Here is a 24,375-nt window from a genome sequence, read left to right as displayed (position 1 = left end):
TGAAAGAGGTTGCCGCCGGGTGGCGGCGCGGCACAGCGGCCCCGGGCCGGCCTGATGACGAGGCCGGCAGTCATGAGCTGCGATGCAGCGATACAGCAGTACAGCCATTGCAGGTGGTGCGCTGTCGCCAGGCAGGCGCGACAGCGCGCAACGCGCGTTGGCGATCCCTAGTTGGAAGCGGTGCGCTTGTCCGCCGCCGGCGCCATGGCCACGGTCTTGGCGTCCACCGGCATGCCGGGCATGAAGATCTTCTGCACGCCATCGACCACCACGCGGTCGCCGGCGGCCAGGCCGCTACGCACGATGCGCAGACCATCGGCACTGCGGCCGAGCTCCACATCGCGGCGCTGCGCCTTGCCGTCCTTGTCCACCACGTACACGTATTTGCGGTCCTGGTCGGTGAGCACGGCCTTTTCGTCGACCAGCATGGCCTTGAACTGGCCGCTGCCCAGCAACTGCACATGCGCATACAACCCCGGCGTGAATTGCCGTTGCGCGTTGTCCAGTACCGCGCGGACGCGGATGGTGCCGGTGCTGCGGGTCACCTGGTTGTCCAGGAAATCCACGCGACCGGTGTGCGGGAAGCCCTGCTCGCCGACCAGCCCGATCCGCACCGGCAACTCGCCGCCACGTTCGTCCGGGCGCTCGCCGTTGCGGGCCATCTGCGAATAGCGCAGGAAGGTGCCTTCGTCGGCATCGAAGTAGACGAATACCTTGTCCAGCGACACCAGGGTGGTCAGCACGCTGGCGCTGTCGCCGGCCGTGACCAGGTTGCCGGCGGTGACCATCGCACGCCCGGCGCGGCCATCGATGGGAGCGCGCACGCGCGTCCAATCCAGGTTGAGCCTGGCGGTGTCCACCGCGGCCTGGGCGGCCTGCAGGTCGGCATCGGCCTGATCGGCGGCGGCGCGGCGCTGCTCCCAGGTTTCGGTGGAGATGGCCTGCTGCTCGGACAATTTGCGTGCGCGCGTGGCTTCGCTACGTGCCAGCGTGGCCTGGGTGCGGGCACGCACCAGCGACGCGTTGGCACGCGCGAACTCGGCGCGGTAGCTACGCTCATCGATGGTGAAGAGCACATCGCCCTTCTTCACTTCTGCACCTTCGGTGTAGTTGACCTTGTCGATATAGCCGGACACGCGCGGACGCAGTTCCACGCTTTCCACCGGCTCGATGCGGCCGCTGAATTCGTCCCACTGGCTGATCTGCTTCATCAACACCGGCGCGACGCTGACGCTGGGCGGCGGCGGTGCGCCGGTCTCGGCGGCCTTGCTGCCGCAGCCGGCGAGCACGACCGCAAGCACGGCGCCCGCCAACACGGTAGGCAAGGGAAAACGGAACGGGGTGGCGTTCGTGGTCATGGGGAAATCTCTCGGGTGGGGATGGGAAATTGCAGACCGGCCAGCCGGCTGGCCGACGGTGCGGCCGGCGGGCGACGACTCACGGTCACGATGGCTTGTCCGGGCTGGCCAGGCCCGGCAATCAGGGAAACAGCGGCGCGGCCGACGTCCACGGCGCGGATCCATTCCGGACAGGCGTCCTTGGCGCGGCCGGGCGTGCAGACCGGCTGCTCGACCGAGAGCAACTGCACGCGGACGCCCAACGGCTTGGCTTCCTCGTGCAACACCTGGGCAAGCATGCGGGTGGCTGAGGCCGCAACCGAACGATCGCCATGCGCCGACCAGGCGCGCAGCGCGCACGGGCTGCCAAGCAGCAGATAGCGGCCGCCGCCGTCGGCCTCGGCCAGCAGCGGCAGCAGGTGGCGGGCGGCAGCCAGATGCGGCAGCACGTCACGCTCCAGGCGACGACGCAGGGCGGCCACCGGCCGATCCACCAGCCGCCCAGCCTTGGGCGGGCTGCCCAGGCTGGCGATCACCGCGCCCAGCGGTCGATGCCGCTGGGCCAGTTCGGTGGCCAGGCGCTGCGCAGATGCATCGTCGGCCACCGATCCCTGCACGATGTCCAGCAGCGGGGAATGACCGTGCTGCGCACGCAGTGCATCCAGCTTGGCGGCGTCGCGCCCAATCACCACCGTTGGCATACCGGCGTCCAGCAATGCAGAGACGATGCCCATGCCCACGTTGCCCGCGCCGCCGATGACGGCCGTCTCGGATTTAACCATCCCGCTCATGGGATTTTCGCTCCCGAGATCGGGATAATTCCACGGCGCGCCCAGCGCGCCTGCAGTCCAGTCCGCTGCGCAGGCGCGCCGCCAGCCTGCCGCCGTGGCGAGCTGGAGAATTCGCGCAAGGCACTGTCGTACGACCGTCTTTCCGTGGAAACGACCGGATCGAAGGCGCTTTCGATTGCACTGCGCTGACTGGAAGACACGCCGAAAACGTTGCACAACCACATGGCCGTGCTCCTGCATGGAGGGGATGCCGCATAAGTTAGGCTTCAAAGCAGCACTTGATTAGTCCGGATTTAGGGGAATAATCGTCCCGCAAGCGGTCTAATCCCTCCTGACCCCCGGAAGGCATCCCATGACTCACGATCTCAACGACACCTTGATCTTCGTCAAGGTGGTCGAACAAGGCAGCTTCATCGCCGCCGCCAATGCGCTTGGCCTGCCCAAGACCACCGTCAGCCGCAAGGTGCAGGAACTGGAAACCCGGTTGGGTGCGCGCCTGTTGCATCGAACCACCCGCCGCATCGGCCTGACCGAAGCCGGCTCGGTGTACCACGAACATTGCCAGCGCATCGCGCGCGAACTGGAAGAAGCCGAAAGCGCGGTGGGACAGCTGCAATCGGGCCCGCGTGGCTGGCTGCGTTTTACCGTGCCGTATTCGCTGGGCATTACCTGGATCGCGCCGTTGCTGGGCGAATTCCACGCGCAATACCCGGAAATCCAGCTGGACATGCATCTGGGCAACGAGAAGCTGGACCTGATCGGCGGCGAAGCCGATCTGGCATTGCGCGTCGGCGCGCTGCCCGACTCCAATCTGGTGGCGCGCAAGCTCGGCAGCTTGCGCACCCAGGTGTTCGCCAGCCCCTCCTACATCGAACGCTATGGCGAGCCGCTGCATCCGGACGAATTGCAATTCCATCGCACGCTCGCCTTGCGCAAGAACCGCAACGTGCACAACAACCGCTTTTTCTGGTCGCTCAGCGACGGCAGCGATGTACGCGATTTCCCGGTCAATCCGCTGATGGTGGCCAACGATCCGGCCGCGCTCAACGGTGCGGTGTTGTGCGGCGAAGGCCTCTTGCTGACTGGCGATGTGATGGCCAAACCGTTCGTGCAATCGGGCCTGGTGCGTCGCGTGCTGGCCGGTTGGACCGGGCCTGAGGTGGACTTCAACGCGGTGTTCGCCGGCGGCCGATTGGTGTCGCCGAAAGTGCGGGCATTCGTGGACTTTTTGGTGACGCGCATGAATTTCGATGCGGATTACATGATGGCGCAGTGCCCTGCCCGCCTGGCCGCACAAAAGGCCGACAACGATGCGAAAGTCGAAGTGGGCGCAGACGCGGAGTTGCGTGCCGAAGGCAAGCGAATCTTGGAAAACGTCACGGCGTAGTGCCGGATCGACTGCGCCGGCGGTGGTTGCCGTCTGGCGCAGGCCATAAGTTCATCGATGCAACCCAGTGAATGCATCTCTGTCACCACACGCGTACAGCCGACGACAGCTCGGTCGCTTTGCAGATGATCTCACTACCGTCAGCGGTGAGTTGGGAAAGATCGAGACGTCCGTCGTGGCGTCGTTGGATGCGATCACCCGATGAGCGCAAAGCCGACTCGGTCGCGCGCGGTGCCCTCGCCGCTCGCGGGACACGCCGTCAACCCATCCATGGGGGCTCGATGGCGGCACCCATGCCGCCAACGGTTCCAAGCGGCGAGGACACCGCACCAGAACGTTGGTCGGTCGCGCGGAAAGCGGCCCATCGTAGGAAAGGGGATGGAGATACCTTCTCGCCTGAGCACCGCGAGCTAGCCGCGCCTCCTTGAATCGCTAGCGAACGCATCTATCGCTTGCACAAATACAGCGACCAACTCGATTGGTCCTTGCCCGCTCACCGTCGCGGGACCCTTGGCGGCATGGATGCCGCCACGGAGCTTATAGGGACGTACTTGCAGCGTATCCCGCGATGGTGAGCGAGCAAGGGCCCTGCAGCAACGCTCAGATCCGCGCTTCGAAGTTCCACAGTTACGCCGACACATTCGCGCCGATGACGTGAGAAAGATCGAGACCTCAAAGCCGTGCAGACCAGCCGTTCTAAATCCAAGCGATTGGTTCGCTGCTCTTGATCCACCATGCAGCAAAAAAACAGGCCGCTTTCGCGGCCTGTGTTGCGTACATCAGCACATCGCAGGTGAGTCATCCGACCCGCCACGATTCACTGCATCTCCTCAACGCATGCCGGTGTTGCTGGCCGCGCCTTCGGCACGCAACGGAATCAGGCGGATTTCGACGCGACGGTTCTTGGCGCGGCCGGCATCGGTGGTGTTGTCGGCAATCGGATAACGCTTGCCGGCGCCCATGGTTTCCATGCGCTCGCGCTGCACACCTTGCGCGGTCAGGTATTGCGCTACCGCGCTGGCGCGCTCTTCGGACAGGCGCTGATTCACCGCATCGCTACCGACGCTATCGGTATGCCCCACCACTTCCACCATGGTCTGGTTGTACTCGCGCAGGGTGGAGGCCACGCCGTTGAGCGCGGTGTAGAACTGCGGCTTCAATGCCGACTTGCCGAAGTCGAAGGTGATGCCGTCGGGCAGGTTCAGGCTGATGTTGTCGCCCTGGCGTTGTACTTCGATACCGGTGTTGGCGGTGCGCTCACGCAGCGCGCGCTCCTGGCGGTCCTGGTACTGGCCGATTGCCGCGCCGCTCAGTGCACCGATGCCAGCGCCGACCATTGCGTGCTGACGACGCTCGGTGGCGCTGTCGCCGGTGAGCAGGCCTGCAGCCACACCAATGGCGGTACCGATCAGCGCATTGCGGCCGGTCCGATTCTGCTGTTGCGTCTGCTCGCCGTATTGGTCGCGCTGCACATACGAGCCGCCGGTGGCACACGCGGACAGCGCAATGGCGCTGGCCAATGCAACGGCAAGACTCTTGGTGGCTGCTGGGGACATGGTGCTCTCCTATGGCCGGACCATCCGGCGCTCAATCGTGTGCGCGAGGATAAACAGGCCCACGCGACTGGCGCATGATGAAAACTGCCGCAACCCACGTGTAACGGGTGTGCCATTCAGGAAAACGTTTTCGGCGATGACGCGTACACGTGCGCCGCCACATCAGCCAGCGCACGCCAGTACACAGCGCGCATTCCATGCCCTGTTTCGCTCCTCAGACAGCGTTGCGTGCACCGTCCAGAAACAGGCACACGCGCATCGATCAGCAGCGACTAGGCGCGCGATTTCGCATACGCCGCCAACGCCGCATCGCGGCCCTCGGCCAAGCCGATGATCGGATTGCGCGGATACTCCGGTGCAAAGCGAGCCAGCGCCAATGGATGCAACCATGGCGCGAAGCGCTCCTTCACCGCGAGCTTGCCCAGCTCAGGCACCCAGCGCGTGATGTAGGTCGCATGCGGGTCGAATTTTTCTGCCTGCGTCACCGGATTGAACACGCGGAAATAGGGCGCCGCATCGGCGCCGGTACCGGCCACCCACTGCCAGCCCAGCGTGTTGTTGGCCAGGTCCGCATCGACCAGCGTGTCCCAGAACCAACGCGCGCCTTCGATCCAGTGGATACGCAGATGCTTGCACAAAAAACTGGCGACGATCATGCGCACGCGGTTGTGCATCCAGCCGGTATGCCAGAGCTGACGCATGCCGGCATCGACGATCGGAATGCCGGTGCGGCCGCGTTGCCAGGCCTGCAATGCAACCGGATCGACCGTTGCCCAATCGAATCCTGCAAAGCGCGGGTTGAGATTCTGGTTGGTGGTGTCCGGGAAGTGATGCAGCAAGTGATACGCAAAGTCGCGCCAGCCCAGCTGCCGGATATAGCCATCGATTTCCGCGCCATTGCGCGCAGTGCGATGCGCCTCCAGGGTACTGGCAATCCGCCACGGCGCAATCTCACCAAAGTGCAAATGCGGCGACAGTTGCGAGGTGCCGACGCGATCGGGGCGATCGCGGTTTTCGCGATATCCCGACAACGCGCCGTCGATAAAGATCTCCAGCATTTCGTGCGCGCCGGCTTCGCCGGGCTGCCAGTGCTCCCAGAAGCCCTGGTCCCACTGCAGGCCCGGCACCAACTGCAGCGTGTCGAGCGCATCGGTCTTCAGGCTCGCAGGCAGCGGCGGCAGGCGACGCGGCGCATCCATGGCGGCGGGCAATTGCAGCTGCGTCAGCGCATTGCGCCAGAACGGGGTAAACACCTTGTAGGGGCCGCCCTGCTGCGTGGACAACTGCCATGGTTCGAATAGCAGCGCGGCATTGCAGCTCTGCACCTCGATGCCGCGCTCGCGCAGGTCGCGCTTGATCTGCGCGTCGCGCGGCTGCGTGGCCGGCTCGTATTTGCGGTTCCAGTACACCGCCACCGCACCGGTCTGCGCGATCACCTCATCGAGCACCTGCGCGCTGTCACCGGAGCGAATGACCAACCCACTGCCGAGCGCGCGCAGGGCACCGTCCAGCGCTGCAAGCGAGCGATGCCGCCAGGTGCGCGACGCGGCGCCAGGCGTCCATTCGCCCTCTTCGTGCGGCGCATCGATGTACAACGGAATCGGGTGATGCCCCGCATCGAGTGCGGCGCGCAAGGCCGGGTTGTCTTCCAGACGCAGATCGCGACGGAACCAGACGATGGCGTATGACATACGAGCTCGGCAGCGAACGGTGAGGCTGCGCAGCATAAGCCAGCGGGCGCAACGATGGCGCGATGCCGGGCGGTGGATGACCACCCGGCCGTTCCCCGGCAGCGCTTACTCGAAACTGCCCACCGAGTCGTGCGCCAAGTTGTCGAAGCGGGTGTACTCGCCGAAGAACTTCAACTTGCACGAGCCGGTCGGTCCGCCGCGGTGCTTGCCGATGATGATTTCGGCCAGGCCCTTGTCCGGCGAATTTTCCTTGTTGTAGTAATCGTCGCGGTAGATGAAGACGATCATGTCCGCGTCCTGCTCGATAGCGCCCGACTCGCGCAAGTCCGCCATCACCGGGCGCTTGTCGGTGCGCGTTTCCAACGAGCGGTTGAGCTGCGACAACGCAATCACCGGCACGTTGAGCTCCTTGGCCAGGCCTTTCAGCGAGCGCGAGATTTCCGAAATTTCGGTCGCGCGGTTTTCGCTGTTGCCCGGCACCGACATCAGCTGCAGGTAGTCGATGACGATCAGGCCCAGGTCGTGTTCGCGCTTGAGCCGGCGGCACTTGGAACGCAGCACTTCCGGCGACACGCCCGGGGTGTCGTCGATGAAGATCTTGGTTTCCTTGAGCATCTTGATCGCGCCGGTCACGCGCGCCCAATCCTCGTCTTCCAGCGCACCGGTACGCAGGCGCTGCGCATTGATGCGGCCATTGGAGGAAATCAGGCGCATGGCCAACTGCGAGGCCGACATTTCCATCGAAAACACCGCCACGCCCTTCTTGGACTTGATCGCGGCGTATTCGGCAATGTTCAGCGCAAAGGTGGTCTTGCCCATCGCCGGACGCGCCGCCAGGATGATCAGGTCGGTCGGCTGCAGGCCGGCGGTCATCGCATCGAAATCGGTGTAGCCGGTCGGCAAGCCAGTGATGTTGCCGCCGTTTTCGAAGCGGTTGCGCAGCTCTTCGAAGGCATCCTTCAATGCCCCGGGCATGGCCACGAAATCGGTGCGCCCGCGCGCGCCGGCTTCGGCGATCTTGAACACGGCCTTTTCGGCCGAGGACAGCAACTCGACGCTGTCGCGCCCTTCCGGCTGAAAGCCGTCGTTGACGATGGTGGTGCCCACCTCGATCAACTGCCGCAGCACTGCCTTGTCGCGCACGATTTCCGCATACGCGGCGATGTTGGCCGCCGACGGTGTGGTGCTGGCCAGCTCGATCAGGTACGCACCATCGCCCACCTGCTCCAGCTTGCCCTGCGACTCGAACCATTCGCCCAGGGTCACTGCATCGAACGGGCGGTCCTTCTCGTTCAGTTCGCGAATCGCGCGGTAGATCAGCCGATGGTCGCGCCGGTAGAAGTCGTTTTCGGTGAGCTGGTCGTTGACGCGGTCGAACGCGTCCGGCGCCAGCATCAGGCCACCCAACACCGCCTGCTCGGCCTCGACCGAATGCGGCGGTACCCGCAACTGGTCCAGACGCGGCTCGGGACGATCGTAATCGTCGTCGTCGCGATCGCGACTGCGCTTGGAACGGAAACCAGGACGAGCGGACATGGACAAACAAACCTGACGCAGGGAGACGAGGGCAGGAAGCATAGTCATCGGCGCGGCCGGCGACCATGCACAACTCTGTGGATAACTGGTGTATAGCCGGTGCATCCACGTGCTACGCGCCGGCCGTCGCAGATGCCGAGACCCTTGCGCCGCTTGGGTTTCCGCCCTCGCCCAAGGCACAACGGAGCGCCGCATTGACGCGCGGCGCCGCTGTGGTCAACTCAGCGCTTGAGGTGCCCGATCAGGCCCAGGAACTGGTCGATGAAGCCCTGCAGGAACTTGCGGCTGTCGGCGTTGGCGATCTGGTCGTCGGGCCCGAACAGGCCGTCCTTGTATTGCAGGAACACTTCCGGCTGGCCGAGCACCTGCATATCCAGATACGCCAGCACGTTACGCAAATGCTGCTGCGCGGTGGCAGTACCGATCGCGCCGACCGAGATGCCCACCACCGCTGCCGGCTTGCCGGCAAACGCGCTATCGCCGTAGGGACGCGAGCCGGTGTCGATGGCGTTCTTGAGCACGCCGGGAATGGAGCGGTTGTATTCGGGGGTGACGAACAGCACCGCATCGGCAGCGCGGATCTGCTGCTTCAGCCGCGTGCCTTCGGCGGGATAATCGCCGTCGCGGTCCTGGTTGTAGAGCGGGATATCGCCGATCTCCAGGTACTCGAACACGGCCTTGTCGCCGGCCAGATGCTCCAGCGCGCGTGCCAGCTGGCGGTTATACGACTCGGCGCGCAGGCTGCCGACCAGCACGGCAATGGTGAGCTTGCTCATGGGGAATGCTCCGTGGAAACAGGGCCCCACCCTACCCAGCCGGATGCTCAGGGCCGGTGAAACGCCGCCGGCGTCTGTAGCGCAAGCGGCAGTGCGTGCACGCGAGCGCGGCAACGCGCATAGGCGGTTTCGCCTACCCCGCCCGGTGTGCAGACCACAACCTACAGGTGTCAGCGCACCACGGCCGCACGCTGTTCGCGCCAGTGTGCCTGCCATGCCTGGAACATCAGCACCGTCCACAGATGCGTATGCCATTTGCGCTCGCCACCGTTGAAGTCGCGCCACAGGCGGGCCACGCTGTCGGCGGCGAACACGCCTTCGCGTTGCAGGGCGCCGTGCGCCAGCAGATCGTCCGCCCAGCCGTGCAGGTCGCCACGCAGCCATGCGCTGACCGGGGCGCCGAAGCCGCGCTTGCCGCGGTACACCATTGCGTCCGGCAGGTAGCGGCACAGCACGCGCTTGAGCAGATACTTGCTCACTCCATCGCGATATTTCAGCGACAGCGGCAGCGACCAGGCGAATTCGGCCACGCGCCAGTCCAGCAGCGGCGCGCGCGCTTCCAGCCCCACCGCCATGGTGGTGCGGTCCACCTTGCACAGCAGATCGTCCGGCAGGTAGGCGGCAAAATCGGCCAGCATCATCGCATCGGCCGGGGTGCCGGACCCATGCAGCGGGTCGGCCAGGCTGTAGAAACTGTCGGGTTCGGTGGCGCCCAGCACCACCGCGGCCGGATCGCGCCAGCGCGAAATGCGGTTGCGGTAGATGTCGCCGATGCCACGTGCACCGGCCTCGGCCACCAGCGCGGCCAGGCCGCCAGTGCGCGAAGATTCGCCATTGCGACGCGCTGCCACCGCCATCAGGCGACGCAGCGGGCCCGGCACCAGGCCATGCATGCGCCAATTGCGCAGTGCGCGCTGATACCGTCCATAGCCGAAGAACAATTCGTCGCCACCATCGCCTGACAGCGCCACCGTGACCCCGCCGCGCGCCAGCCGTGCGACCAACGCCGTCGGCACTTGCGAGGCATCGGCGAAGGGTTCGTCGAACATGTCCGGCAGGCCCGGCACCACTGCCAGCGCATCGGCGCCGCTGACATACAGTTCGGTGTGGTCGGTGCGCAGATGCGTGGCCACTTCGCGCGCCAGCGGCGCTTCGTCGTGATGCGAACCTTCGAAGCCGATGCTGAAGGTGTGCACCGGCTGCGCGCTTTGTGCCTGCATCATCGCAGTGACGATGGACGAGTCGGTGCCGCCGGAGAGAAACACGCCCACCGGCACATCGGCCACCATGCGCAAGGCCACCGCATCGCGCAGTACGCTATCCAACTGCTCTTCGGCCTGCGCGTCGGTACCGGTGAACGGCGTCGCCAGCGCGCGCTGCATCGCCTCGCGGGCGTTCCAGAACGGTTGCTGCGCCTGATCGGGACGATGCGCGGCCGCGCCGGCTGCAACGGCTTGTGCATCCATGCGCAGCACGCGGCCGGGCATCAGCTTGAAGGTGTGCTCGTGGATGCAGGCCGGCGCCGGGATATAGCCCAGCCGCAGCAGCAGCGTGAGCGCATCGCGATCCACGCCGTTGTCGAAATCCGGATGCTGCCACAAGGCCTTGAGTTCGGAACCGAACACCAAGGTGTCGCCGGCCCACCCGTAGTACAGCGGCTTCTTGCCGACGCGGTCGCGGGCCAGGAACAGGCAGTTGTCGCGCTCGTCCCACAACGCAATGGCGAACATGCCGTTGCAGCGGGTCAACGTCTCGTCCAGGCCCCACTCCACCACGGCCGCCAGCAGCACTTCGGTATCGGAGTGGCCGCGGAAGCGATGCCCAAGCGCGGACAGCGCTGCGCGCAACTGCGCGAAGTTATAGACCTCGCCGTTGTAGGCCAGCACGTAGCGGCCGTCTGCCGAGCGCATCGGCTGATGGCCGAGCGGCGACAGGTCCAGAATGCTCAAGCGCTGATGCGCCAGCGCTACGCCGGCCTGTGCATCGCACCAGGTGCCGGCATCGTCGGGGCCGCGGTGGCGCAAGGCGGCCCCCATCGGCCGCACCAGCGCATCGAGCTGTTCGCCATGCAGGCGCGGCGAGGCCAGCAACATTCCTGCCAATCCGCACATCGTCAGCGCTCCTGCCGGCCGGCCACGGGTAAACGGGCGGCGCAGGCACGCGTGACGCCTTGGATCCGCGCAAGCAGGCGCACGGCGAATGGCGATGACGATGGCGATGGCGATGCAAGAGAGCAGAGACAAGCGTCTGCCCGGCACGCAGCGGTATGGCCATCAGCCACGTGCAGATCGCGCAGACAGCTCATGCCGCCACCGATGCAGCTGCCGGCATCGGCACGAAACGCGGTAAGCCCTGCACGCGTTGTATCCACGCACCAATCGCGGGCAAGCGCTCCAGATCGAAACCGCCGTCTTCGGCGCAATGGGTGTAGGCAAACAGTGCGATATCGGCGATGCCGTAGTCGCTGCCGGTGAACCAGGTGTGCTGCTGCAGATGCTGCTCCATCACCGCCAGCGCCTGCTCGCCGCGCGCGCGCAGCTGCGGCAACTCGGCGCGGCGTGCGGCATCGCGCGGCGTCCACAGGCTGATGAACCGCGCCACTGCCACATACGGCTCATGGCTGTATTGCTCGAAGAACATCCAGCTCAATGCCTGCGCGCGCTGCCACGCATCGGTGGGCAGATACGGCGTGCCTTCGGCCAGCCAGAACAGGATCGCGTTGGATTCGGTCAACACGCGGCCATCGTCGCGCTCGACCATCGGCACCTTGCCGTTGGGGTTCTTGGCCAGATATTCGGGCGTGCGGGTCTGCCCGGCCACGCTGTCCACCTCGACCCAGTGATAGCGGCTGCCCAATTGTTCCAGCAGCAGGCGCACCTTGTAGCAATTGCCGGAACTGGACATGCCATGGACGGTCAACGGGGGACGCACGCTCGACATCTGGCTGGCTCCGCGGCAGCAACGAGGGGGCTGGCAGTGTCACAGCCCCGCGTGCCTTTGCAAAGCCCTGCACGCAGCAGCGGCGCACCGATGCCAGGGTTGCGTGCACTGCCGCGCCGACCTGCGTCAGGCCAAGGCCACCACCGCCACCGGCACACTCAACACCGCGATCAGGACGCCCAGTGCCGCCACCGTCAGCGCCCAGGCGCCGAACGCACGCGTGCGCGCACAGCCGACAGCGGCGGCCGCCGCCTGCACCGAGCAGACCGACCACCACAGCGCCCCCAGCATCAGCAGCAAGATGCATGTCGCCAGTTGCGCCATGCCGGCCGGATCGGTCGCGCCGGTGCGCAGCAATGCAACCTGGCCCTTGAGCGCGACCACGGCCGCCAGCAGGCATACCAGCCACGGCAAGGCGCAGCCGGCCATCGCCGGCAACACCTGCCCAAGCTGGGCGCCGCTGCCCATCCACCGCAGGATCTGCGTGAGCAGCACGCATCCCAGCAAGGCGATTGCAACCACGACAATGACCCCACCGGCCTTGGCCCATAGCGGCAGCGCGTGCAGCCACACCCACGCCGACAGCAGCGTGGTCGCCGCAAACACCGCCCAGGCGCTCCAGCGCAACCGAGCATGCTGCGGCATCCGGGCCACGGTGGCATGTGGATCGAACATGATTCCGCCCAGGCCACCGCCGCGCCACCAGAAAAAGCACGCCACCAGCAACGACACCAGGGCCACCAAGCCGGCCAGCGGGTAGCCGAGCGCACGCCAATCGGGAGGCTGCGTGCGCCGCTGCGGCCGGAGATCGTGATTGAAGTACAGCAGGTCGCGCGCGCGTTCCATGTCGGCAGCCGCGCGCGCCACGCCATTGGCCGGAATACGGTCGGTGAAGCGCTGCCACTCGCCCACGATGACCAGCTTTCCCTCGCGCATCGCGATGCTGCGCGAAAAGCGGAACCACGGATTGGCGACCACTTGGGTATCTGCCTCCACCTTGGTCGCCGGGTCGCTGTGCACGCGCACGGTCTGCCGCGCCAGCCGCGGTCCGCGCAGTGCCAGCGGGCTCTTGCGCGGCTCTTTCGGTAACGCATCCATCCATTCGCCAAGCTGGAACAACGGGAAACCCAGCTCATCGCCCTCCTTCGCTGGCCACTCCAGCCGGTAGGCTTCGTACGTGCGCACATTCAGCGGGTCGGCAGCGTCGATGCTTGGCACGCTCACCTGGGTCAGCGCGGTGTAGTACTGCTGCATGAATTCCAGATAGTGCTCGCCCACCGTCTGCGCACCATCGTCGTCGAAGCTGCTGGCGACACGCTCGCCGCGGCCCTGGCGATAGATGGTGTCCACCGTGAAGCTTGCCCAGCGCTGCGGCTTGCGCAGCGAAATGGAGATTTCTTCGTTCACTTCGATCTGCGGCAACGCAGGCATCGGCGCAGGCACTTCAACCAACGTGTCCTGCCCTGCAATCACGGGCAATCCGCGCACGAACGGCAGTGGCCGCCGCTGGGCCAACGGGCCCTCTTCGCGATCGCGCGTGGCATCCACCCACACCTCGCCCTGCGGCAGATGCGCCCGCACCACCACATGATCGAAGGCGTACGGACTGGGCAACCGCTTCTCCAGCCCATGCCCCTTGTCGCTGTTGACCAGCACCGGCTCGGCGCGGATGCCGGCCAGCTGCAAGAGTGCGATCAGCAGCGTCGCCTTGTCCTTGCAGTCGCCGTAGCGGTTGCGCAGCGTTACTTCGGGCGCGTGCGGGGCGTGCGAGTTTTCGCCCATGTCCAGGCCGACGTAACGGATCTCGCCCTGCACGAACGCCACGGCGCGCAACAACGCGCCCTGCGGGTCGTCGCTGCGCAACCCCAGGCTCTGCGCCATCTTGGCGGCCACCTGCGTCTGGTTGAATGCACGCGGATACAGCTGCGCCGCCCAGGCCGCCACCGCACCCCAACTGCCGGCGGTGGACACTTCGATCACGCCATACGGGTCCACATCGTCGGGCGCGTCTTTTTCTTCCTGCACCGCCGCGATATTGCTGGCCCCGATATCCAGTTGCGTCACCCCATCGAGCGTGCGCACGTTCCGGCCAAACCCCGGCGCGCTGATGCGCCACTGCAGCGGCATGTCGGCCCGATAGCGCACACGTACCCGGCGCTCGCCCAGCGGCACGCCGTAGCGCGCTTCGAACACGTCGTAATAGCCTTTGCCGAACACCGGATTGCTGCCACTGATGGTCACGCCATAGTCAACGCGATCGCCCACGCGCAGATCCGGCAAGGTGATCGACAGCGTCAGCGCACCATCGATCAGGCCGTTCTCCAGCCCGCTTTCGCGCCGCAATCTGGCGTAGTGCGCCTGCGTGCGCATATCGATGCGCTTGCCGGCGCGCCAGACCTCCAGGCTGTTGAGTTCCAGCTGCTGGTACTGCGGCTGGTAGTCGATGGAAATCTGCCCGGCTTCCTCCAGGCTCTTGGCCCGTTGCACGGTGTAGCTGAGCCGGCGGTAAGCCTGCGGCACGCGGCCGGTCAGATCGACCTGGTCGGACACCAGTTCATAGCGCAGCCCGGCAGCGCCAGGCACGTTATCGGGAACGGCATCTGCCACCACCCAGCCCGGCGTCGGCGCCATGCGTGGCGCCTCGCTGGCCCGTGCCGGCACGATCCCGGCGCCGGCCAACAACCACATCGTGCAGAAGACGCCGCACAGGCGTCGCATCACATCCCTGCTGATCAAGCCCCACTCCTCGTCAAAACGCATTGAGTCCTGTCAGCGCACGGCCCACCACCAGCTGATGCACGGTTTCGGTGCCTTCGTAGGTGATCACCGATTCCAGGTTCAGCGCATGCCGGATCGCCACATGCTCGGTGGTGATGCCGGCCGCGCCCAGCAGGTCGCGGCATTCGCGCGCCACATCCAGCGCCATGCGGCAATTATTCCATTTTGCCAGCGAGATCTGCTCCGGCTGCAGCGTCCCGGCGTCCTTCAAGCGCCCGAGCTGCAAGGCGAGCAGCTGGGCGGTGGAAATCCGCCGCGCCATGTCGGCCAGTTTGATCTGCGCGCTTTGCGTGGCGGCCAGCGGCCGGCCGAACAGGATGCGCTCGCCGGCATAGGCCAGCGCCTCGCGCAGGCAGGCCACCGCCGCCCCGATCGCCCCCCAGGCAATGCCGTAGCGTGCCTGGTTGAGGCAACTCAGTGGCGCCTTCAAACCGGCCGCCCGCGGCAACCGCATCTGCTCGGGCACGAACACATTGTCCAGGAACAGGCCCGAGGTGACCGACGCACGCAGGCTCATCTTGTGGCTGATGTCGTGCGCGCTGAAACCGGCGCTGTCGGTTTCGACCAGAAAGCCGCGCACGCCATCGTCGGTATGCGCCCAGATGATTGCCAGCCCCGCGATGCTGCCGTTGGTGATCCACAGCTTGGCGCCATTCAAGCGCCAGCCATCGCCCTCGCGCACCGCGCGGGTGGTCATCGCAGCCGGGTCCGACCCGCCCTGCGCCTCACTGAGGCCGAAACAACCGATGACCCGGCCGGCGGCCATTTCCGGCAGCCAGCGCTGCCGCTGTTCGTCGCTGCCGTAGGCGTGGATGGGGTACATGCACAACGACGATTGCACGCTGACGAAGCTGCGCAGGCCGCTGTCGCCGCGCTCCAGCTCCTGGCAGATCAGTCCGTAGCACACCGCGCCCAGGCCTGCACCGCCGTCGCGCGGTGGCAGGCTGGCACCCAGCAACCCCAGTTCCGCCAGTTCCGGGATCCACTCGCGCGGAAAGCGTCCGGCATCGAAAGCATCGCCGATGGCCGGCACTACCCGCGTGTCGGTAAAGCGCGCGACAGCGTCCTGCACCGCCCGCTCTTCGTCGGTGAGCAGCGCGCGTACATCGAACAGGTCATCGGGGCGCACCGGCATGTTGGCTTCCATCGCAAGCTGAAAGCTCGATTATCTGCCAGTTGCCGGCCGAACATGGCAGTGCACCCGTGCGGCAATGGCGCAAACGAAAAGAGCCGGCATTGCCGGCTCTTTTCTCACTGCTGCGCTGACTGCGCGGCGCGGCGGCTTACACGTTACTGCCGGGTGCTCAAACCGTCCTGGCGCACGTTGGAATCGCCCGCCGTCGATGCCATCTGGGTCACCAGTTGGCCATCGACCACCGGCAGCCGGTCGCTGGTGGGCTTGTCGTTCATGCGCACGGTCTTTTCAAACCCGTCGTAGCGGTAGGTGACGTCATAGGCCACCACGTTGTCGGCGTCGCCCAGCGAGATGCGTTCGCCCGGCTTGCTGTCCATGCGCATGGTGCCGGTGGTGCCGTCAGCATTGCGATAGGTCACGTCGTAGCCCACCACGCGCGAGGACTGCGAGTTGGCATTTTCGGTATGGCATTGACGCTCGGTGCGATCGACGACCCGGCCACCGACGTGGTTGCGGTCGATGCGGTTACCGATGAAGCCGCCACCCACCGCGCCTGCGGCGGTCGCCAGCTTGCGGCCGTTGCCGCCACCGACCTGATTGCCGATCAGGCCGCCGATGACCGCACCGGCCACGGTGCCGCCGACGTTACCGTCGCGCTCGGGCAGACGCTCCTGCACCACGACATCGCGGCACACCTCACGTGGCGAGGTACTGGTGGTGGTTTCGCGAATGGCGTTGCTATTGATCACCTGCGCGTACTGCGGCTCGCGCTGGGTGATGGGAGCAACCTTGACCACATCGGCATATTCCAGGCCGCGCGGCGCCGGCTGGCCGTTGGCGACAAAATCGCCGGACGATGGGCGGTTATTCATGAAGGCGGCAGTGGCGACGCCTCCGACCAGCAAGGCACCAGCAGCGACCAGTATAGTTGTCGTATTGCTCTTCATAACCAGCTCCCTGCGGACGCACCGCGTTGTTGACGGCCGTGATTCCAGCATGGGAACCCTGAACGAAAAGGCGCTCGCTCATGAACACGACGGTTAAGTTCAGCTAGCGGTTACTTCATGCATCTCTAACAGCCGGAGCATTCGCATGCGAAATCCCTTGACCGCACGCGCGCTGGACTGGGCCAGCACGCTGCGCTATCCCACCTTGTTCAAGTTGGCTGCGGCGCTGTTTCTGATCGACGTGGTGATGCCGGACCCGATCCCGCTCCTGGACGAAGTGCTGTTCGGCCTGACCACGCTGCTGCTGGCCAACTGGAAAACCCGCAAGTCGCCAATGCCGGCACCGGCGCGCCGCGACTGATGCAGTTGATCGACAGCCATTGCCATCTGGATGCAGGCGAGTTCGACCACGATCGCGCGGCGGTGATCGCGCGCGCGCGCCGCGCGGGCGTCATGGAGCAAGTGGTACCGGCGATCACTGCTGCCAGCTGGCCGGGCCTGCGTGCGGTCTGCGATCAGGCGCCTGGTCTCTACCCCGCTTATGGCCTGCACCCACTGTTTCTGGACCGGCACCGCCCCGAACACCTGGAGCTGCTGGCCGAGTGGATCGAGCGCGAGCGGCCCTGCGCGATCGGCGAATGCGGCCTGGACTTTTTCGTCGACGGATTGGATGCGCAGGCGCAGCGCGCCTATTTCGATGCTCAGCTGCAGTTGGCCAAGCGCTTCAACCTGCCGCTGATCGTGCATGCCCGCCGCGCCACCGAAGAAGTCATCGCCCGCATCAAGGCGATAGGTGGCCTGCGCGGCGTGGTGCACAGCTTTGCCGGCAGCCCCGAGCAGGCGCAGCAGTTGTGGAAACTGGATTTCATGATCGGCCTGGGCGGCCCGGTGACCTACCCGCGTGCCAATCGCTTGCGAAGGCTGGTCGCCAGCATGCCGCTGCAGCACCTGCTGCTGGAAACCGACGCGCCGGATCAGCCCGACGCCGGCAACCGCGGCCAACGCAACGAGCCGGCGTATCTGCGCACGGTATTGGACTGCATCGCCCAGCTCCGCGGGCAAGACCCTGCGCACATTGCCGCGCTCACGTCGGCCAACGCACGCAACCTGTTCGGCCTACGGCGCTGAGCGCAGCGTGCGCATCAGCGCGAGCGCCCGGTCAGCACGACAGCGCGCAGGCAACATCACGACGCCGCAACCGCCTCGGCTGCCGGCGCCGCGGCCTTGGGCTTGGGCTTGAGCAACATCTCCAGCGCCTTGCCCACTGCCACGAATGCAAAGGTGCCGGTGATATGCGTGGCCGCGCCCAGCCCTGCCCCGCAATCCAGCTTGAGCGTGGCATCGGCATCGAGCTGCGGACGGATGCCGCAAACGCTGCCATCGGCCTGCGGGTATTTGACGTTTTCCAGCGAATACACCGCGGGCACGCCAAAGTAGCGCTGCGGGTTCTTGGGGAAATTGAATTCGCTGCGCAGCTTCTTGCGGATCAGCGCCAGCATCGCATCGTGCTCGGTGCGCGAGACGTCGCGCACGCGCACCAGCGTTGGGTCGGTGCGCCCGCCCGCCGCGCCCACGGTCAGCAGCGGCAACTTGCGCCGACGGCACCAGGCGATGGTTTCCACCTTGACCCGAAAGCTGTCGCAGGCATCGATCACCAGATCGAAGTCCTCACCCAGCAAGGTCTCGATATTGCCCGAGGTCAGGAAAGCCTCGACCGCGTCGGCTTCGATGTCCGGGTTGATCGCCACGCAGCGTTCGGCCATCGCGCGGGCCTTGTTGCGACCGTACTGGCCAGCCAGCGCCGGCAATTGCCGGTTGGTGTTGGACACGCACACGTCATCGGCATCGATCAGGCGAATGTGCCCCACCCCGGTGCGTGCCAGCGCCTCGACCACCCACGAGCCCACCCCACCCATGCCGACCACCGCCACGCGGCATGCCGACAGGCGCTCGACGGTGCCGACCCCATACAGCCGGTCGATACCGGCAAAGCGTTCACGCCATTGTGCTTTCATCGGCCTATTTTACGCGCCCCGTCCAGGGCGCGCCCACGCTGCCGCAACGAACGTTGCGTCCCAGGAGCCACCTCATGCACGCCCCGCCTTCCACCCAATCCCGCGCGGCCCGCTACGCCTTCATGCTGGTGCTGGGCCTGCTGATCGGCCTGGTCGCCACGGTCATGGTGGCCAACGCACTACAGGCGCGACGCGACCCGGTGCCCGACAGCCTGATGCAGATCATGGCCTACCAATTACGCGCATTGCGACCGGGCGAAGGCGTCGCCTGCGCGCCGGCGCAGCAACAGCGACGGCTGCAATCGCTGCGCCTGCTGGCCGACGAAGTCGAGCCGGCCTTCCCTGCGATTGGCGAGGACCGCCGCTTCGGCGAGCACGCACAGGCATTGCGTGCCGCGCTGGATCAGGCCCAGGGCGTAACGCTGACCGATTGCAGTCAACTGGGCCAACTCCACACCCGCATCTCCGATGCCTGCGAGGCCTGCCATCGCGACTTTCGCTGAGGTTGGATGAATACAACGCTCGGGTTTCGTTAAGCCTGCAGTGTCGCAGTTGGCAGGCCGTTCACCTGGACCATCACAGGATGGCGTCGCCGCGGCCCCGGCCGCCTTTTCAAACCACCCCGGAGAGATCTCATGAAAACCCGACTGCTCGTCATTGGCCTGGCTGCAACCGCGACCCTGGTTGGCTGCGCCACCTCGCAGCCCCAGTACGGCAGCTATCGCGGCGACCGCGGTTATGACCAGGGCTACTCGCAGACGCAGCGTTGCGTGGATTGCGGCATCGTCACCCGGATCGACGAAGTCGGCCCGACCCGCACCGCGCCGACCGGCACTGGCGCCGTGCTGGGCGGCATCGTGGGCGCGGTGGCCGGCCGCCAGATTTCCAAGGAAACCGGGGGCAGCACGGGCAACAAGAATGTTTCGGCCGTCGCCGGTGCCGCTGCCGGCGCGCTGGCAGGTAACGCCATCCAGAACAATGTCACCAGTTCCAGCTTCGATGTGCAGGTGCGCATGGACGACGGCCGCGTGATCGTGGTCAACCAGCGCGACCTGGCTGGCGTGCGCGAGAACGCGTACGTGCGCGTGGTCAACGGCAAGGTCGTGTTGCGCTGATCCATCGGCTCGGCGGCGCAGACGCAGCGCCAATGCGTCGGTAGTGGGCAAGGGCCGCGGACAACACGGTTGCAGACAACAAAAAGGCCCGGTGACGGGCCTTTTTGTTGCGTGGCCGATGCGCTCCGCGCAACCGGCTCAGACCACCTGCACTGCATCGGCCTGCAAGCCCTTCTGGCCTTGCACTACCGTGAAGCTGACCTTCTGACCTTCCTTGAGACTCTTGAAGCCCTGGATCTGGATCGCGCGGAAATGCACGAAGACGTCTTCGCCATTTTCGCGGCTGATGAATCCAAAGCCCTTGGCATCGTTGAACCACTTCACGACACCATTTTCGCGTTCGATGTTGGACATCTCGACTGACTCCCTACGACACTGTGATGGACTAGCGGTGGTGGCTGTGATTGCAAGGAGGAAGCGAGGTACAAGGATGTAGCGGATCAGGCGATCTACCGCATCAGGCCACGATTCACGGTGACCTTTGCAAACAGCAGCGGCTGCAACTTAACCCGCACAAAATGAATTTTCAAGCACCTCTTGCGCCTTTTTGTCAAGCCTGAATTAGGACCTGCGTAACCCTCATGGACACTGCCGTCGTTTACTACGTCTTGGCCACAGCGCTGGTGCTGATCGGCCTGGCTGGGGTCATCCTGCCGGCCCTGCCGGGCCTGCCCCTTGTGTTCGCCGGCCTGCTGGTCGCCGCCTGGGCCGACCATTTCACCCACATCGGCTGGGTGACGCTGGTCGTGCTGGGGTTGATCACCGCGCTGTCGTACCTGGTGGACTTCCTGGCCACGCTGTACGGGGCGCAGCGGGTAGGTGCCAGCAAGCTGGCGTTATGGGGTTCGGTCATCGGGGGCATTGCAGGCATTTTCTTCATGCCGATCGGGCTGTTCGTCGGTCCGTTCGCTGGCGCCTGGCTTGGCGAGTATTACCAGACACGCAAGTCCGGCCAGGCCACCAAGGTCGGTCTCGGGACCTGGGTCGGCATCATGCTTGGCACCGCCACCAAACTGGCGCTTGGCCTGTGCATGCTGGGCGTGTTCGCCATCGGCTGGTTTTTCTAGGGCTCTGGAACGGCTCCACGGCGGTGCACGCGCTCCTAGTCCAGGACGCGCGTAAGAGCCACATGCGCTCACTCCGCTGACGCGTGGCAGCCACGCTCCATGCGCATACCCGCTCTACGGCAACACGTCGCAGGCACAGACTGAGCGACCGGATTTGATCGAATGTTATGTCGCCGTGTACACGCGGCGTATGCAGACGCGACCGTTAAGCTGCGCATCTCTGCGCCTGCCTGGCGCCTTTCCCTCGGCCAGACTGCCCATGTCCAAGCACCACACCCGCCCCCTGATGCTGATCGCACTGGCCGCCGCGCCATTGGCCCATGCGCAGGAAATCGCACCGCAGCCGGCCTCGCCGCAAGCCTGCACCTCGGTGACGTCCGATGCCGCTCGCCTGGCCTGCTACGACAAGGCACTGGGCTACACGCCGCAGCAAACCGCGGAGGCAGATGCCGCCGCGCAATTGGCCAAGCAGAAGGAGGCCAGGCCCGACGATACGCGCACCATCAGCCGGGTCGGCGATTTCTTCCGCGCCGACGGCCAGGACCAGCCGAAAGAAGAAGCCGTGGCCAATGCCGGCCGTGGCTCCTTGCTGGACCGCCGCTGGGAGCTGGCCAAGGATTCCAAGCTGGGCACCTTCCAGCTGCGCGGCTACAAGCCGGTATACCTGTTGCCGGCATTCTGGACCAGCGACACCAACCGCACCCCGCAGTCGCCCAATCCGGCCAACTCGGTCAACACGCCGCAACAGCTGGACAGCACCGAGCTCAAGTTCCAGCTCAGCTTCAAGACCAAGGTGGTGGAAGACCTGTTCGGCGACAACGGCGATATCTGGATGGGCTACACCCAGAGCTCGCGCTGGCAGGCCTACAACGCCGATGCGTCGCGCCCGTTCCGCGAGACCAATTACGAGCCCGAAGCGATGCTGGTCTTTCGCAACAACTACAGCATCTTCGGCTGGAAGGGCCGCATGAGCGGCATCAGCCTCAATCACATGTCCAACGGGCGCGCCGACCCGCTGTCGCGCTCGTGGAATCGGGTGATCCTGAACTTCGGGCTGGATCGGGAGAACTGGGCGCTGACACTGCGCCCGTGGTTCCGCATCAAGGAAGACCGCGCCGACGACAACAATCCTGATATCGAGGATTACATGGGCCGCGGCGATGCGACGCTGGTGTACAACAAGGATGGTCACGAATTCGCGCTGATCGCACGCCATTCGCTGCGTGGCGGCGACCGCTCGCACGGTTCGGTACAGCTGGACTACGGCTTCCCCATCACCAACCTGTTGCGCGGCCATGTGCAGGTATTCGATGGCTACGGCGAAAGCATGATCGACTACAACCACAAGGCAACCTATATCGGTGTGGGCGTGTCATTGCTGGAGTGGTTCTAAGCGCAGCTCACAAAACTACTGCGTTCACCGCCAGCCGCATTCGGCCGGTGCGCGGAATGGCATGTACGACTCGTACACTGCCATTCCTGTGCGCCATCCTCGTGGCTGGCGACTCCACGACGTTTTGTGAGCCGCTGTCGGCGCGGCGACTAGTTGCGGCAACTCATGACCGGCGCTGATGTCAGCTGAATTCGCGTACGTCGCGGTCCCGTCGCATCATGCGCCGGAGTTAATCGACACGCCGCACCGAGTCAATCCAATCAAAAAGCCGGCATGCGTGCATGCCGGCTTTCCTGTTCTTACAAACCCTGTTTGCAAGACACTTGGGACTCCCCACAGCTGCGGCAACACCGCTGTTGCCGCGGCTTTCTTGCAATCGACTCAGACGTCGAAAAAGTCCACCTTGCCGTCCTGCAAGGTGTAGTACGCACCGACCACGCGCACGTTGCCGGCACGCAATGGTTCGAGCAACGCAGGCTCCGATGCCGCGCGCAAGCGGTCGACGGTACGTTTGACGTTGGCCTTGACCGAGTCGGCCAGCAGGTCGGTACCGCCCTTGGCCTTGGCGGTCAGCACCGCCGGAACGATCGGCTCGATCATCGAGCCGATTGCGCCTGGGAAGAACGTGTTGTTCTCCACGACCGACACTGCCGCCGCCACCGCACCGCAGCTTTCGTGGCCCATCACCACCACCAGCGGCACGCCGAGCTGGCTGACCGCATATTCGATCGAACCGAGCGCGGTGGTGTCGACAGTATTGCCGGCGTTGCGGACGATGAACATTTCGCCCAGGCCGCGGCCGAACAGCAACTCCGGCGGCACGCGCGAATCCGAGCACAACACCAGGATGACGAACGGGGTCTGGCCCAGCGCAAGCTCCAGACGGCGCTTGCTGTCGGAGATCACTTTCTTGGGGCGGTTTTCGACGAATGCGTTGTTGCCGTCACGCAGAATCTGCAGCGCCTGTTCGGCATTCAAATCGGTTTTCTTGGACGGCCCCGCGCGCAAGGCGAACGGCAGGGATGCGGCAGCGGCCGCGATCGGCGCGCAACAGGCGCACTGAAGCAATTTTCGACGCGATGCGAAATGCGACATGGACGAGTCCCCTGCTCTGTGGTTGGTGGCGCGATCGTACTATGTGGCGGACGCAACCAAACGGGCCGGATGGAGCGTCTGCGATCAAAAGACGCAGTCCGCGGGCGCAGGTTCAGGTCCAGTCCGTCAGGCCCTCCCGGCGATAGGTTTCCTGGAACGCTGGGCGCGCCTTCATCCGCATTGCATGCGCCCGCAGCGCAGGCCAGGTATCGGTTGGCCGCGGCATGTTGCGCGACCAGCGCATCAGCATGGTCAGCATGAAGTCGGCCGCAGACACGGTTTTGCCGAGCAGATATGGGCCGTGGGCCTGCAGATGCGCATCGACCTGGGTCCAGGCCGCTTCGAGCTTGCGGCGGGCGTGCATCTGCGCCGCCTCGGCCTGCCCGGCCCCGGCCGGCTCGCTCGGGTAGAACCAGGCGCGGTACGCCGGCTGCAGGGTGTTGGCGCAGAAGAACATCCACTTGTAGTACGCCGCACGCTCCGGCGTGCCGACTGCCGGGGCCAGCCCGGCCTGCGGATGCAGATCGGCCAGCTGCAGCACGATGGCTGCGGCTTCCGTGAGCACTTGACCATCGAGCACCAGCGTGGGCACCACGCCGGCGGGGTTGAGCGCCAGATACTGCGGCGATTTGTGCTCGCCGCGTTCGAAATCCAGCGGGTGCAGTGCGTGCGGAATATCCAGTTCGATCAGCAGCCAATGCACCACCAACGCTGCGGTGCTGGGGGAGTGGTACAGCGTGGCGACCATGCGGGCTCCGGGATCCGTAGGAACAGGCGCGCGAGGCGGGCAAAGCCTGCGCGGCTCACGGCGATTGT

23 protein-coding genes are annotated in these 24,375 nt (G+C 65.5%); 7 read left to right on the top strand and 16 right to left on the bottom strand.

All coding sequences use genetic code 11. The annotated features are described in order from the left end of the window. Window positions 1–167 precede the first annotated feature (167 nt). The 3 genes from ACCQ15_RS07450 to ACCQ15_RS07440 are packed head-to-tail and all read right to left on the bottom strand — an operon-like array spanning window position 168 to window position 2,352. Window positions 168–1,358 (bottom strand): efflux RND transporter periplasmic adaptor subunit, encoded by a 1,191-nt coding sequence (locus ACCQ15_RS07450; protein WP_372381377.1) that lies wholly within the window; start codon window positions 1,356–1,358, stop codon window positions 168–170. Beyond that, entirely contained in the window at window positions 1,355–2,128 is a 774-nt protein-coding gene (locus tag ACCQ15_RS07445) for an SDR family NAD(P)-dependent oxidoreductase (protein WP_071117365.1), read from the bottom strand. Before ACCQ15_RS07445 ends, ACCQ15_RS07450 begins: the two co-directional genes overlap by 4 nt. Continuing rightward, window positions 2,125–2,352 carry a hypothetical protein gene (locus ACCQ15_RS07440; RefSeq protein ID WP_372381376.1) on the bottom strand — a complete coding sequence of 76 codons (228 nt, stop codon included), beginning with the start codon at window positions 2,350–2,352 and terminating at the stop codon, window positions 2,125–2,127. The genes ACCQ15_RS07445 and ACCQ15_RS07440 overlap by 4 nt, the downstream gene beginning before the upstream one ends. A 128-nt stretch (window positions 2,353–2,480) precedes the next feature. On the opposite strand from ACCQ15_RS07440, the gene ACCQ15_RS07435 reads away from it, so the two are divergent. After that, complete coding sequence (locus ACCQ15_RS07435) at window positions 2,481–3,515, top strand: XC_2801 family transcriptional regulator (RefSeq protein ID WP_005925689.1); 1,035 nt, start codon at window positions 2,481–2,483, stop codon at window positions 3,513–3,515. Window positions 3,516–4,345: 830 nt separating this feature from the next. Here the strand turns inward: ACCQ15_RS07435 and ACCQ15_RS07430 are convergent. The 9 genes from ACCQ15_RS07430 to ACCQ15_RS07390 all read right to left on the bottom strand — a co-directional run bounded on the left by ACCQ15_RS07430 (window position 4,346) and on the right by ACCQ15_RS07390 (window position 16,874). Next, window positions 4,346–5,071 carry a YiaD family glycine zipper/OmpA-like lipoprotein gene (locus tag ACCQ15_RS07430; RefSeq protein ID WP_007966703.1) on the bottom strand — a complete coding sequence of 242 codons (726 nt, stop codon included), beginning with the start codon at window positions 5,069–5,071 and terminating at the stop codon, window positions 4,346–4,348. Window positions 5,072–5,343: 272 nt separating this feature from the next. Then, window positions 5,344–6,762 (bottom strand): cryptochrome/photolyase family protein, encoded by a 1,419-nt coding sequence (locus ACCQ15_RS07425; protein ID WP_041855040.1) that lies wholly within the window; start codon window positions 6,760–6,762, stop codon window positions 5,344–5,346. Window positions 6,763–6,867: 105 nt separating this feature from the next. Then, the gene (locus ACCQ15_RS07420; protein ID WP_003483586.1) at window positions 6,868–8,298 is read right to left on the bottom strand and encodes a replicative DNA helicase; all 1,431 of its coding nucleotides are present in this window, start codon (window positions 8,296–8,298) and stop codon (window positions 6,868–6,870) included. Window positions 8,299–8,519: 221 nt separating this feature from the next. After that, the gene (locus ACCQ15_RS07415; RefSeq protein ID WP_014089788.1) at window positions 8,520–9,074 is read right to left on the bottom strand and encodes an NADPH-dependent FMN reductase; all 555 of its coding nucleotides are present in this window, start codon (window positions 9,072–9,074) and stop codon (window positions 8,520–8,522) included. Window positions 9,075–9,244: 170 nt separating this feature from the next. Further along, window positions 9,245–11,185 carry an asparagine synthase (glutamine-hydrolyzing) gene (asnB, locus tag ACCQ15_RS07410; RefSeq protein ID WP_011346937.1) on the bottom strand — a complete coding sequence of 647 codons (1,941 nt, stop codon included), beginning with the start codon at window positions 11,183–11,185 and terminating at the stop codon, window positions 9,245–9,247. Window positions 11,186–11,375: 190 nt separating this feature from the next. Further along, window positions 11,376–12,014 carry a glutathione S-transferase family protein gene (locus tag ACCQ15_RS07405; protein ID WP_011346936.1) on the bottom strand — a complete coding sequence of 213 codons (639 nt, stop codon included), beginning with the start codon at window positions 12,012–12,014 and terminating at the stop codon, window positions 11,376–11,378. A 126-nt stretch (window positions 12,015–12,140) separates the two neighbouring features. Next, on the bottom strand, window positions 12,141–14,702 hold the full coding sequence (locus tag ACCQ15_RS07400) for a DUF3857 domain-containing protein (RefSeq protein ID WP_372381549.1): 2,562 nt from the start codon (window positions 14,700–14,702) through the stop codon (window positions 12,141–12,143). A gap of 61 nt (window positions 14,703–14,763) precedes the next feature. Further along, window positions 14,764–15,939 carry an acyl-CoA dehydrogenase family protein gene (locus tag ACCQ15_RS07395; protein ID WP_014089785.1) on the bottom strand — a complete coding sequence of 392 codons (1,176 nt, stop codon included), beginning with the start codon at window positions 15,937–15,939 and terminating at the stop codon, window positions 14,764–14,766. 143 nt (window positions 15,940–16,082) lie between these two features. Then, window positions 16,083–16,874 carry a glycine zipper 2TM domain-containing protein gene (locus ACCQ15_RS07390; RefSeq protein ID WP_011346932.1) on the bottom strand — a complete coding sequence of 264 codons (792 nt, stop codon included), beginning with the start codon at window positions 16,872–16,874 and terminating at the stop codon, window positions 16,083–16,085. A gap of 145 nt (window positions 16,875–17,019) precedes the next feature. Between ACCQ15_RS07390 and ACCQ15_RS07385 the strand changes: the two genes are divergently transcribed. Both ACCQ15_RS07385 and ACCQ15_RS07380 read left to right on the top strand, forming a co-directional pair. Then, a complete protein-coding gene (locus ACCQ15_RS07385; protein WP_218539316.1) occupies window positions 17,020–17,235 on the top strand; it encodes a DUF6116 family protein in 216 nt (71 codons plus the stop codon). Then, window positions 17,235–18,002: a TatD family hydrolase gene (locus ACCQ15_RS07380; RefSeq protein ID WP_209260964.1), complete on the top strand. Its 768-nt coding sequence runs from the start codon at window positions 17,235–17,237 to the stop codon at window positions 18,000–18,002. The genes ACCQ15_RS07385 and ACCQ15_RS07380 overlap by 1 nt, the downstream gene beginning before the upstream one ends. 56 nt (window positions 18,003–18,058) lie before the next feature. On the opposite strand, the gene ACCQ15_RS07375 is transcribed toward ACCQ15_RS07380, so the two are convergent. Beyond that, entirely contained in the window at window positions 18,059–18,889 is an 831-nt protein-coding gene (locus tag ACCQ15_RS07375; protein WP_089141331.1) for a tRNA threonylcarbamoyladenosine dehydratase, read from the bottom strand. A 74-nt stretch (window positions 18,890–18,963) separates the two neighbouring features. Here ACCQ15_RS07375 and ACCQ15_RS07370 point away from each other — a divergent pair, with 74 nt between their 5' ends. Then, a complete protein-coding gene (locus ACCQ15_RS07370; protein WP_014089781.1) occupies window positions 18,964–19,392 on the top strand; it encodes a cytochrome c in 429 nt (142 codons plus the stop codon). A 132-nt stretch (window positions 19,393–19,524) separates the two neighbouring features. Then, window positions 19,525–20,004, top strand: a complete 480-nt coding sequence (locus tag ACCQ15_RS07365) for a glycine zipper 2TM domain-containing protein (protein ID WP_007966687.1) — start codon at window positions 19,525–19,527, stop codon at window positions 20,002–20,004. Between the two features lie 138 nt (window positions 20,005–20,142). On the opposite strand, the gene ACCQ15_RS07360 is transcribed toward ACCQ15_RS07365, so the two are convergent. Further along, window positions 20,143–20,358 carry a cold-shock protein gene (locus tag ACCQ15_RS07360; RefSeq protein WP_003483561.1) on the bottom strand — a complete coding sequence of 72 codons (216 nt, stop codon included), beginning with the start codon at window positions 20,356–20,358 and terminating at the stop codon, window positions 20,143–20,145. A gap of 227 nt (window positions 20,359–20,585) precedes the next feature. Here ACCQ15_RS07360 and ACCQ15_RS07355 point away from each other — a divergent pair, with 227 nt between their 5' ends. Together ACCQ15_RS07355 and ACCQ15_RS07350 are read left to right on the top strand one after the other, a co-directional pair. Beyond that, entirely contained in the window at window positions 20,586–21,071 is a 486-nt protein-coding gene (locus ACCQ15_RS07355; protein ID WP_008577289.1) for a DUF456 domain-containing protein, read from the top strand. 259 nt (window positions 21,072–21,330) lie between these two features. Beyond that, the gene (locus ACCQ15_RS07350) at window positions 21,331–22,464 is read left to right on the top strand and encodes a phospholipase A (protein ID WP_008577290.1); all 1,134 of its coding nucleotides are present in this window, start codon (window positions 21,331–21,333) and stop codon (window positions 22,462–22,464) included. A gap of 381 nt (window positions 22,465–22,845) precedes the next feature. On the opposite strand, the gene ACCQ15_RS07345 is transcribed toward ACCQ15_RS07350, so the two are convergent. Both ACCQ15_RS07345 and ACCQ15_RS07340 read right to left on the bottom strand, forming a co-directional pair. Further along, complete coding sequence (locus ACCQ15_RS07345; RefSeq protein ID WP_372381548.1) at window positions 22,846–23,484, bottom strand: carbonic anhydrase; 639 nt, start codon at window positions 23,482–23,484, stop codon at window positions 22,846–22,848. Window positions 23,485–23,671: 187 nt separating this feature from the next. Further along, complete coding sequence (locus tag ACCQ15_RS07340; protein WP_011346924.1) at window positions 23,672–24,307, bottom strand: glutathione S-transferase family protein; 636 nt, start codon at window positions 24,305–24,307, stop codon at window positions 23,672–23,674. Window positions 24,308–24,375: the final 68 nt, after the last annotated feature.

This window comes from Xanthomonas sp. NCPPB 1754, from assembly GCF_041475725.2.
In the GTDB taxonomy this organism is placed as follows: domain Bacteria; phylum Pseudomonadota; class Gammaproteobacteria; order Xanthomonadales; family Xanthomonadaceae; genus Xanthomonas; species Xanthomonas euvesicatoria.
The sequence above is the reverse complement of the archived record's forward strand: the minus strand, read 5'-3'. Positions and strand labels throughout refer to the sequence as shown.

Coding starts and splice junctions, on each gene's coding strand:
- ACCQ15_RS07360 (WP_003483561.1), bottom strand. CDS start 20,358: ATGTCCAACATCGAACGCGAAAATGGTGTCGTGAAGTGGTTCAACGAT.
- ACCQ15_RS07415 (WP_014089788.1), bottom strand. CDS start 9,074: ATGAGCAAGCTCACCATTGCCGTGCTGGTCGGCAGCCTGCGCGCCGAG.
- ACCQ15_RS07365 (WP_007966687.1), top strand. CDS start 19,525: ATGAAAACCCGACTGCTCGTCATTGGCCTGGCTGCAACCGCGACCCTG.
- ACCQ15_RS07390 (WP_011346932.1), bottom strand. CDS start 16,874: ATGAAGAGCAATACGACAACTATACTGGTCGCTGCTGGTGCCTTGCTG.
- ACCQ15_RS07430 (WP_007966703.1), bottom strand. CDS start 5,071: ATGTCCCCAGCAGCCACCAAGAGTCTTGCCGTTGCATTGGCCAGCGCC.
- ACCQ15_RS07385 (WP_218539316.1), top strand. CDS start 17,020: ATGCGAAATCCCTTGACCGCACGCGCGCTGGACTGGGCCAGCACGCTG.
- ACCQ15_RS07445 (WP_071117365.1), bottom strand. CDS start 2,128: ATGAGCGGGATGGTTAAATCCGAGACGGCCGTCATCGGCGGCGCGGGC.
- ACCQ15_RS07425 (WP_041855040.1), bottom strand. CDS start 6,762: ATGTCATACGCCATCGTCTGGTTCCGTCGCGATCTGCGTCTGGAAGAC.
- ACCQ15_RS07370 (WP_014089781.1), top strand. CDS start 18,964: ATGCACGCCCCGCCTTCCACCCAATCCCGCGCGGCCCGCTACGCCTTC.
- ACCQ15_RS07405 (WP_011346936.1), bottom strand. CDS start 12,014: ATGTCGAGCGTGCGTCCCCCGTTGACCGTCCATGGCATGTCCAGTTCC.
- ACCQ15_RS07380 (WP_209260964.1), top strand. CDS start 17,235: ATGCAGTTGATCGACAGCCATTGCCATCTGGATGCAGGCGAGTTCGAC.
- ACCQ15_RS07435 (WP_005925689.1), top strand. CDS start 2,481: ATGACTCACGATCTCAACGACACCTTGATCTTCGTCAAGGTGGTCGAA.
- ACCQ15_RS07440 (WP_372381376.1), bottom strand. CDS start 2,352: ATGTGGTTGTGCAACGTTTTCGGCGTGTCTTCCAGTCAGCGCAGTGCA.
- ACCQ15_RS07350 (WP_008577290.1), top strand. CDS start 21,331: ATGTCCAAGCACCACACCCGCCCCCTGATGCTGATCGCACTGGCCGCC.
- ACCQ15_RS07375 (WP_089141331.1), bottom strand. CDS start 18,889: ATGAAAGCACAATGGCGTGAACGCTTTGCCGGTATCGACCGGCTGTAT.
- ACCQ15_RS07420 (WP_003483586.1), bottom strand. CDS start 8,298: ATGTCCGCTCGTCCTGGTTTCCGTTCCAAGCGCAGTCGCGATCGCGAC.
- ACCQ15_RS07355 (WP_008577289.1), top strand. CDS start 20,586: ATGGACACTGCCGTCGTTTACTACGTCTTGGCCACAGCGCTGGTGCTG.
- ACCQ15_RS07400 (WP_372381549.1), bottom strand. CDS start 14,702: ATGTGGTTGTTGGCCGGCGCCGGGATCGTGCCGGCACGGGCCAGCGAG.
- ACCQ15_RS07340 (WP_011346924.1), bottom strand. CDS start 24,307: ATGGTCGCCACGCTGTACCACTCCCCCAGCACCGCAGCGTTGGTGGTG.
- ACCQ15_RS07395 (WP_014089785.1), bottom strand. CDS start 15,939: ATGGAAGCCAACATGCCGGTGCGCCCCGATGACCTGTTCGATGTACGC.
- ACCQ15_RS07450 (WP_372381377.1), bottom strand. CDS start 1,358: ATGACCACGAACGCCACCCCGTTCCGTTTTCCCTTGCCTACCGTGTTG.
- asnB (WP_011346937.1), bottom strand. CDS start 11,185: ATGTGCGGATTGGCAGGAATGTTGCTGGCCTCGCCGCGCCTGCATGGC.